This is a genomic window from Actinokineospora sp. (assembly GCF_050699995.1).
Taxonomy (GTDB): Bacteria; Actinomycetota; Actinomycetes; order Mycobacteriales; family Pseudonocardiaceae; genus Actinokineospora.
The window spans coordinates 49,561-59,058 of the sequence record NZ_JBOHGC010000014.1 but is presented as its reverse complement, the minus strand read 5'-3'; the positions used below and the strand labels follow the sequence as shown (position 1 = coordinate 59,058).

The following is a 9,498-nucleotide window of genomic DNA, read 5'->3' as shown; positions in this document are numbered from 1 at the left end:
GTCGGGATCACCGCGGTGACCTGGGCGGCGCAGCACCCGTCGCTCGGGACGCTGTGGCTCGGCCTCGCGGGCCTGGCCGTGCTCGTTCCCGCCCTGCGCACCCTGCTGCCCGTGGGCACGCTCCGCGCCCGCGCGGGTCTGCCGCGCACCGTGTTGGCCCGTGGTCTGCTGGCAGGCGCGTTCTTCGGCGTCGAGGCCTTCCTGCCGCTGACCCTCACCGCGGTCCACGGCTACTCGCCCGCGATGGCCGGGCTACCGCTCACTCTGGGCGCCCTCGGCTGGTCCGGGGCGTCGCACTGGCAGGGCAGACGGCCCGACATCCCGCGGGCCACGCTGATCCGCTGGGGGTTCGCGATCCTCGCGGTCGGCCTCGCGTCGACGGCGTTCATCGCGCCCGCGTGGGGACCGTCGTGGCTGGCCTCGGTCCTGTGGGTGGTCAGCGGCGCGGGCATCGGGATGGCCTTCCCGGCGATCAACGTGCTGGCCCTGGAGCAGACGGCCGAGCAGGAGCGCGGTTTCACCTCGTCGGCGCTGCAGGTCGCCGACATGGTGTTCTCCGCGGTCTTCGTCGGATTCGGCGGCGTCCTGCTCGTGTCGCTCGCCACAGCGGCCGCCCCTACCGCCGCGGTGATCCCGCTGAACCTGGTGATGGCGGGCGCCGCGGCCCTGGGTTTCGTCCTTTACCGCCGTGCTGGGAACGGCCGGTGGCCGGTATCTCGTGACAGGGGTGCGGAGAGTCGGTCTACTCTGGTTGAGCGATGACCTATCTCGACCATGCGGCCACCACGCCCATCCTCCCCGCGGTGGCCGAGGCCCTCACCGGGGCGTTGACCACCTACGGCAACGCCTCTTCGCTGCATACCTCCGGCAGGCTGGCCCGACGCGCCGTGGAGGAGGCCCGCGAGACCGTCGCCGCGGCCCTCGGCGCCCGCCCCTCCGAGGTGATCTTCACCTCCGGTGGCACGGAGAGCGACAACCTCGCGGTCAAGGGCATCCACTGGGCCCGCCGGGCGAACAACCCGGCCCGCACCCGGGTGCTGGTCTCCTCGGTCGAACACCACGCCGTGCTCGACGCCGCCACCTGGCTCGCCGAGCACGACGGCGCCGAGATCGTGCCCCTGGAGGTCGACGCGTTCGGCCGGGTCCACGAGGACACCCTGCGGGCCGCGATCGCCGAGGACCCGGAGTCCGTCTCGGTCGTCAGCGTGATGTGGGCCAACAACGAGGTCGGCACCGTCAACCCGGTCCGCGAGCTGGCCGCCGCCTGCGCCGCGCACGGCATCCCGTTCCACACCGACGCCGTGCAGGCCGTCGGCGTCCTGCCGGTCGACTTCGCCGCGAGCGGGGCCAACGCGCTGACCGTGTCCGGCCACAAGCTCGGCGGGCCGTTCGGCGTCGGCGCGCTGCTGCTCGGCCGTGACGTGCCCTGCGCCCCCGTCTCCCACGGCGGCGGGCAGGAGCGCGACGTGCGCTCGGGCACCCTCAACGCGCCCGCGATCGTCGCCTTCGCCGAGGCCGTCCGCGTCGCCGCCGCCGAGCGGGCGCAGCGGGCCGACCGGCTGGCCGTGCTGCGCGCCGACCTGGTGGCCCGCGTCCGCGCGGTGCTGCCCGACGCCATCCTCAACGGCGACCCCGGTGAGTCCATTGTGGACAACGGCCCGTCCCGGCTGCCCGGCAACGCCCACTTCTCCTTCCCCGGGTGCGAGGGCGACAGCCTGCTGATGCTGCTCGACGCCAAGGGCATCGAGTGCTCCACCGGCTCGGCCTGCACCGCGGGCGTCGCCCAGCCCAGCCACGTGCTGCTCGCGATGGGCGCCGAGCCCGCCATCGCGCGCGGCTCGCTGCGCTTCTCGCTGGGACACACGTCGACCGTCGATGACGTCGACACCCTGGTCGAGGCCATCGGACCGGTGGTCGAGCGGGCCCGCAGCGCGGGTCTCGCCGGAATGCGGCGGGCGAAGTCCCGAGCCGCGGCGGAGGTGTGAGGCAATGCGAGTCCTAGCCGCTATGAGTGGCGGCGTCGACTCGGCGGTCGCCGCCGCGCGCGCCGTCGCCGCGGGCCATGACGTCGTCGGCGTGCACCTCGCGCTCTCGGCCAAGCCCGGCACCCTGCGCACCGGCTCGCGCGGCTGCTGCACCGTCGAGGACGCCCACGACGCCCGCCGGGTCGCCGACCTGCTCGGGATCCCGTTCTACGTCTGGGACTTCGCCGAGCGGTTCACCGAGGACGTGGTCGAGGACTTCGTCGCCGAGTACGCCGCGGGCCGCACACCCAACCCGTGCCTCAAGTGCAACGAGCGGATCAAGTTCGAGGCGCTGCTGGACAAGGCGATCGCCCTGGGCTTCGACGCCGTCTGCACCGGCCACTACGCCCGCCTCGCCCAGGTCGACGGCCGCCCCGAACTGCGCCGCAGCGCCGACCTCGGCAAGGACCAGTCCTACGTGCTGGCCTCACTGACCGCCGAGCAGCTCAGCCACGCGATGTTCCCCCTGGGCGACTCGCTCAAGTCCGACGTGCGCGTGGAGGCCACCGAACGCGGGCTCGCGGTCGCGGAGAAGCCCGACAGCTACGACATCTGCTTCATCCCGGACGGCGACACCCGCGGCTTCCTCGCGGGCAAGCTCGGCGAACGCCCCGGACAACTGGTCGACGACGAGACCGGCGCGGTCCTCGGCGTGCACGCGGGCGTCCACGGGTTCACCGTCGGGCAGCGCCACGGCCTGGGCATCGACACCCCGGCCGCCGACGGCCGTCCCCGCTACGTGCTGGCGCTGGAGCCGGTCAGCGGCAACGTCCGGGTCGGCGCCATCGAGAAGCTCGCCGTCCGCGAGATCGCCGCCACCCGGCTGATCTGGCCGGGCGGTGTCTCGATCTCCGGCACCGTCGAGTGCGTCGCGCAGGTGCGCGCCCACGGTGGCACCACGGCGGCCACCGCCGAGATCGTCGGCGACGAACTCCTCGTGCGCCCGGGGGCCGACCTGCGCGGCGTCGCGCCGGGACAGGCGATCGTGCTCTACCGCCCGGACGAAGCCGGGGACATCGTTCTCGGAAGCGGGATGATCGTCGCCACTCGGTGACACTTGGTAGTTGGTGATTTAACCCGGTCGGGGAATGACCAGCCGTTACGCATCCGGTCGTCGTATCGACGTATCTCATGGCAGCCTGTGCGCTCTGGATAGATGACACTGAGCCATGGACCAGGATCACGTTGAGGCAATTGGGGCGCATATGGGGACCGAGCAGCGATCGGATGACCGCAACCGAGGTAAGGGCAACCATCCGCACCGGCTCGTGACGGTGCCGACCGACGTGTTCACCCGGCACCGGGTGCGCGTGCTCGACCCGGCCTGCGCCGTCTGGTACGAGGGTACGAAACGGCCCCAGTCCACGGCCTACCGGGCCGATACGCTGCTGGTTCCGCTGCGGACAGCGCAGGACGACGGCTTGATCGCCGAGCTGAACAAGGTTATCGAGCCGCTGAACGCGCGGCTCGTCCAGAAGCTTCCGCGCACCGACCGCTGGCGGCTCGCGATGCGCAAACTCGACCAGAGCCTGCCCGTCCCGGTCGCGCTGCGCCTGCGCGCGGGCGCCAAGGCGGACAGCATGCCCGACCCGTGGGCGGTCCTCGCCCTCCTACGCAATGAACTCCCCACCGACAAGGTGGCGGGGATCGGTTTGGAGCACATCGTGGGCGCAGCTTCTGTGTTCGGTGGCGGAGCTCCGTATGGCGGCGGAGTCCCGTACGGCGGTGGGGTGCCCTATGGCGGCGGAGTTCCCTATGGCGGTGGGGTGCCGTATGGCGGTGGCGTTCCCTATGGCGGCGGTGTTCCGTCGGGGTCCATCGGCCTGGCGACCGGCGCGCGCAACCCGGTGCGGGTGTTCCTGCCGAAGCCGCCGCGTAGGTCTGCGGCCGAACTCCCAGCGGGCCGACGTCCGGTGGTCGCGGTGCTCGACACCGGCATCGGACCCCACCCCTGGCTGAAAGTCGGGCCGCTCACCGAGGACCCGGTCGTCGAGGTTTCCGAGGAGTTCCAGGAGCTGCTGGCCGAACTCGAGTCGACCATGACCGCGGAGAACGGCGACACTCTGCCGTCGCTGGTCTCCCCCTTCGAGGAACGCGACACCATCCAGCCGTTGCTCGGGCTCACCGACTCGCACGCGGGCCACGGAACCTTCATCACTGGCCTGGTCCACCAACACTGCCCGGACGCACGGGTCCTGTCGCTGCGCGTGCTGCACACCGACGGCGTCACCACCGACGCCTCCGTGCTGCTCGCGCTGGAATGGCTCCGCGACCGGGTGCAGGACGCGATCGACGGTGAACGGCCCGACGAGCTGGTCGACGCGGTGTCGCTCTCGCTTGGCTTCTATCCGGAGAACTCCGACCAGGAAACCGGCGCGCTGCTCGCCGAGGCGGTCCGCAAGCTCACCGACCTCGGCGTCGTCGTGATCGCGGCCGCGGGCAACGACGCCACGACCCGGCCGTTCGTGCCCGCCGCGCTCGCACTCAACGCTGATGGCACCAACACCGGCAACGACCTGCTGGTTGCCGTCGGCGCGCTCAACGCCTCCGGCGCCAGCATCGCGGCGTTCAGCAATGACGGTGAATGGGTGAAGCGGTGGGCGCCCGGCAACGCGGTCGTCAGCACCGTCCCACTTTGGCAGGGCTCCGAGGCAGGCGACATCAGCCTGCCCAGAACGATCGGCGGAGTGCAGCTGCGCAGCGGCCCGGACCCGGACGACCTGATGACCGGATTCGCGATCTGGGCGGGCACATCCTTCGCCACGCCCGTGATCGCGGGCATGCTCGCGGCCAAGCTCGCGGCGGCCGAGGACACGCTGGTCATCGCCGACCGGATCTCCCGCGCGACGACCGCGTTGGCCGAAACCGACAAGGAACTGCTCGACAAGGCCGACAGGGGCTGGACTCCCTGATCTTGGGTGGTCGTACTGTGTGAGCCATGCGGGGTGCCGATGAGGCTCGGGTGGAGCGTGCGCGGAACCTACACAACCGCGCGCGCGACATCGCGTACGCATACGACTTCGCCAAGGCCCGCGCCCAACTGCTCAAGGCGCTCGTTCTGCTCGACCAGGTGGTCGACCGGGAGGCCGCACGGTCCACCCCGGTGCTCATCCACGTCCTGGTTTCCCTCGCCTACGTGGAGACCGAGGGCGGGCAGGTCGGTGCCGGGCTCAGCAGGCTGGACGTTGCGCGTGGCCTCGCTGACGTTCTGCCCGAACCGAAGCGGTCGGAACTGCTGGGGCTGACCCTGGAGCAGCGCGGCATCCTGTTGATCCGCGCGGGGGAACTTGACGAGGCGCTGGAAGTGCTCGATGAGGCCGAACACCTCCTCGCGGCGGGCCTGCGCGCCGGGGCGGGTGATCCCACGGTCCTCGCGACGCTGTATCTGAACCGGAGCCTCGCCCACATCGAGGCCGCCAACCCGTCGGGCGCGAACGTGGAGCTTCGGCGGTGCGTGGACTTCGCCGCCGCCAATCCCGAAGTCCATGGCAGCCTCGGCGTGAAAGCCCGGCACAACCTCGGCTACGTCGCCTACATGACCGGCGACATTCCGACCGCGCTCCGATACTACGAGGAGGCGCGGGACGCGGGTCTGCAGCCGACGTTGCTGCTCGATCGGGCCCGCGCGCTGCTCGCCGCGGGACTCGCAGAGGAGGCCGCGCGCAACCTGACGGACGCCCTGCCGATGCTGCGCAAGCAGCGTGCCGGGCAGGACGCGGCCGAGGTCGAGGTCACTCTTGCCGCCGCGGAGCTGGTGCAGGGCACCGCGGAGCGCGCCCGGCAGTGGGCCAGGCGCGCGGAGCGGCGGTTCACCCGGCGGGGCAACGCCCGGTGGGCGGCGGTCGCCGCGCTCGCCGCGATGCGCTCGCAGACCGACACAGCGCTGGCCTGGGGCCGCGGCACGGCCGCGCAGGCGGTGGCGGCGGTCAAACTCGCCGACCGCCTGCGCACGTTGATGCTGGAAGACGAGTCGGCACTGGCGCTGATGCTGGCGATCCGGCTGGAGCTGCTGCGCGGCAACGTCGAAAGCGCCGAGATGCTGATCGAGCAGATGCCCCCGAGCAGGCCCACCACCCCGGTCGACAACCAGATGATGGCCCGGCTCTGCCGCGCCGAGTTGGCCGTCGCCCGGGGCGAACGCCGCCGCGCCCTGGCCGAGGCGCGCACCGGTCTGACCGTGCTCGGCAAGGCCCGCGATCGGATGGGTGGGTTGGAACTGGTGTGCGGCACCGCGATCCACGGCCGCCAGCTCGGGGAGTTGGCGATCCAGCTTGTCCTCGACGGCCGCCGCACCGACCCGCGACGGCTGTTCACCTGGCTGGAGCAGACCCGCGCCCAGGTGTACAGGTACGAGCCGCTGCCGACGATCGCCGACTCCGAGATGGCGAAGAAGGCCGCCGAACTGCGCCACGTCCGCCGGGCCCTGCAGCTCGACCGGCTCGCGGGTCGCCCGGTCGGCAAGCTCGACCGGCTGGCGGCTGCTCTGCAACGCGACGTTGTCCGGCTGGGATGGCATACGAGCGCCTGGGGTTCGCCGCGGCCGGTCGCGTCGCTCGCCGAGGTCACCGCGGCGCTCGGTGATCGGGCGCTGGTCGAGTTCGCCATGTCGCGCGGGCACCTCGTCGCCGTGGTCGTCGCCGACGGGCGGACCAGGCTCATCCGGCTCGGCTCGGCGGCCGACGCGGTCGAACCCGCCGCTCGGCTGCACGCCGACCTCGACGCGCTGGCGCCGGACACACTGCCCGCGGCCATCGTCCAGGTGGTGCGCGGGTCGGCCGAACGCAGCGCCGAGGCGCTCGACCGGAACCTCGTTCGGCCACTGATGGGAGCTGTCGGCGACCGAGACCTGGTGATCGTGCCGACCGGCCCGCTGTACGCGATCCCCTGGGGGGTGGTGCCGTCGCTGCGGGGCAGACCCGTCGTCGTCGCCCCCTCGGCTACGACCTGGCTCTCGGCGCACCGCGCGAGTGCCCCTGCTGGCCGCACCCTCCTGGCCCGCGGCCCGCTGCTCACCGGCGACGTCGTCGAGGACTCGACCCTGCGATCGGTGTACCCCGACGCCGTCACGCTGGAAGGGGAGGGGGCGACGGTCGCCGAAGTGCTCGCCGCCCTGGACGGCGCGGAGCTGGCGCACTTGGCCGCGCACGGCGAGCACGAGCCGACGAACGCGCTTTTCTCCCGGCTGGAGCTGGCCGACGGGCCGTTGTTCGCCTACGAGGTCGCCCGCCTGCGCCAGCCGCCGCGCCAGGTGGTGCTGGCCGCGTGCGAACTGGCGCTCAACTACGTCCGGCCCGGCGACGAGGCCCTCGGCTACGCGGGCGCGATGCTCGCGGGCGGCGTCCAGACCGTCATCGCCGCGACGAGCCGGGTGGGCGACGCCGCGGCGGCGGGCGCGATGGTCGCGTACCACCGCCGACTGGCGGCGGGCGTCCCACCGGCACGGGCGCTGGCTGAGTCGGTCGCCGAGGATCCCTATCGCAGGCCGTTCATCTGCCTGGGTGCGGGCTGATTCCGGCCGAAACGGGCGAATCGACCATAGACAGCGGGTGATGGTTCTGAATACGATCACGCCTCTGTGTGACGGGTCACAAAGGTCGAGAGGCGAGCCATGAGCCAAACCCTGTGCGAGGCATTCCAGGCGACGGCGAAGGAGATCCCCAACCTCGTCGCGCTGCGCACGACCGGCGACGCGGTGTCGATCAAGTGGCAGGAGTACGCCGACCGGGTCCGTCGCATCGCCGCAGGCCTCGCCGCGCAGGGAGTCAAGCGGGGCGACACGGTCGGCATCATGCTCACCAACCGCCCGGAGTTTCACCTGGTCGACACGGGTGCGCTGCACCTGGGCGCGGTGCCGTTCTCGGTCTACAACACCAGCGCCCCAGAACAGCTCGCGTACGTGTTCTCCAACGCGGGCAACAGCATCGTCGTCACCGAGAAGGCCTTCCTGCCCACCCTGCGCGCCACCGGGGCCGACCTGAAGATCGTCTGCGTGGACGGTGCCGAGGAAGGCACGACGACGCTCGCCGACCTCGAGGCCGCCGGCGCCCCCGACTTCGACTTCGAAGCCGCCTGGCGCGCCGTCGAACCCGGCGACCTGGCCACGATCATCTACACGTCCGGCACCACCGGCCCACCCAAGGGCGTCGAGCTGACGCACCGCAACGTCCTGGCCGTCGCCGACGCCGTCCGCAGCGCGTACGCGGTCGACCCCGGTGACCGGGTGTTGTCCTTCCTCCCCTCAGCCCACATCGCCGACCGGGTGATCTCGCACTACCTGTCGATGCTGTTCGGCACAGTCGTCACCTCCGTCGCCGACCCCAAGCAACTGGCCGCGGCCCTCCCGGACGCCCGCCCCCACGTGTTCTTCGCCGTGCCCCGCGTCTGGCAGAAGTTCAAGCTCGCCATCGAAACGGGTCTGGCGGCCGAACCCAGCGGCGCCAAGCGCAAGATCGCCGGCTGGGCCCTCGACGTCGGCCGCAAGGTCGCGAAGCTGCAACTGGCAGGCGAACCCATCCCGGCCGCGCTCGGCTTCCAGCACAAACTCGCCGACAAGCTCGTCCTGTCGAAGCTTCGCCACAAGCTGGGCTTGGCCGAGGCGAAGGTCCCCGCGTCCGGCGCCGCCGCCATCCCGGTGGACACCATGGAGTACTTCTGGGGCATCGGCATCCCCGTGTACGAGATCTGGGGCATGTCGGAGACGGGTGGCCTGGGCACCTCCTGCCGCGCGGGCCAGGTGAAGCTGGGCACCGTCGGCACCCCCGTACACGGCGCCGAGGTAACCCTCGCCGACGACGGCGAACTCCTCATCCGAGCCGCCTCGGTGATGCGCGGCTACCGCAACGACCCCACCCGCACCGCGGAAACGATCGACACCGACGGCTGGGTCCACACCGGCGACATCGGCGTAATCGACGCGGACGGGTACGTGACGATCGTCGACCGCAAGAAAGAACTGATCATCAACTCGTCGGGCAAGAACATGTCCCCGACGAACATCGAGAACGCGGTCAAAGCGGCCAGCTCCCTCATCGGCCAGGTAGTGGCCATCGGCGACGACCGCCCGTACGTCTCGGCGCTGATAGTCGTAGACCAGGACGCCGCCGCCGGCCTGGCCGCAAAACACGGCTTGGACCCCTCCTCCCCAAGCGCCGTCCTCAACCACGAGTCCGTACGCACCTTGATCACCGACGCTGTCCGAAAGGGCAACGCCACCCTGTCCCGCGTGGAACAGATCAAACGGTTCCGCATCGTCCCCGGCTTCTGGGAACCGGGCGGCGACGAACTCACCCCGACCCTGAAACTCCGCCGCAAGCCCATCGCGGAGAAGTACGCCCACGAAATCGACGACCTCTACGCCGACTCACCGACCCCGGACACCATCAACGTCGGCTCCTGACGGGGGCGCTCAGCGCAAGAGCAGGAAGGTGGAGAGGGCCCTCAAGGACGGTCCGTCGCCGATCTGCCCGCTCGCGAT

6 protein-coding genes are annotated in these 9,498 nt (G+C 71.4%); all 6 read left to right on the top strand.

Features of this window, described 5'->3' with window-relative positions; all coding sequences use genetic code 11:
* A partial coding sequence (locus ACRDSQ_RS00875) for an MFS transporter (protein ID WP_431417902.1) occupies positions 1 to 762 on the top strand: 762 nt, incomplete at its 5' end.
* Positions 759 to 1,985 (top strand): cysteine desulfurase family protein, encoded by a 1,227-nt coding sequence (locus ACRDSQ_RS00870; RefSeq protein WP_431417900.1) that lies wholly within the window; start codon positions 759 to 761, stop codon positions 1,983 to 1,985. The genes ACRDSQ_RS00875 and ACRDSQ_RS00870, both read left to right, overlap by 4 nt.
* A gap of 4 nt (positions 1,986 to 1,989) precedes the next feature.
* Entirely contained in the window at positions 1,990 to 3,078 is a 1,089-nt protein-coding gene (mnmA, locus tag ACRDSQ_RS00865) for a tRNA 2-thiouridine(34) synthase MnmA (protein WP_431417898.1), read from the top strand.
* A gap of 214 nt (positions 3,079 to 3,292) precedes the next feature.
* Complete coding sequence (locus ACRDSQ_RS00860; protein ID WP_431417895.1) at positions 3,293 to 4,936, top strand: S8 family peptidase; 1,644 nt, start codon at positions 3,293 to 3,295, stop codon at positions 4,934 to 4,936.
* A 26-nt stretch (positions 4,937 to 4,962) separates the two neighbouring features.
* Entirely contained in the window at positions 4,963 to 7,533 is a 2,571-nt protein-coding gene (locus ACRDSQ_RS00855) for a CHAT domain-containing protein (protein WP_431417892.1), read from the top strand.
* A 99-nt stretch (positions 7,534 to 7,632) separates the two neighbouring features.
* Positions 7,633 to 9,420 (top strand): AMP-dependent synthetase/ligase, encoded by a 1,788-nt coding sequence (locus tag ACRDSQ_RS00850; protein WP_431417890.1) that lies wholly within the window; start codon positions 7,633 to 7,635, stop codon positions 9,418 to 9,420.
* Positions 9,421 to 9,498 lie beyond the last annotated feature (78 nt).

What these genes read in the sequence shown, in the direction of transcription:
- ACRDSQ_RS00850 (WP_431417890.1), top strand. Translation starts at nt 7,633, where the DNA reads ATGAGCCAAACCCTGTGCGAGGCATTCCAGGCGACGGCGAAGGAGATC.
- ACRDSQ_RS00855 (WP_431417892.1), top strand. Translation starts at nt 4,963, where the DNA reads ATGCGGGGTGCCGATGAGGCTCGGGTGGAGCGTGCGCGGAACCTACAC.
- mnmA (WP_431417898.1), top strand. Translation starts at nt 1,990, where the DNA reads ATGCGAGTCCTAGCCGCTATGAGTGGCGGCGTCGACTCGGCGGTCGCC.
- ACRDSQ_RS00870 (WP_431417900.1), top strand. Translation starts at nt 759, where the DNA reads ATGACCTATCTCGACCATGCGGCCACCACGCCCATCCTCCCCGCGGTG.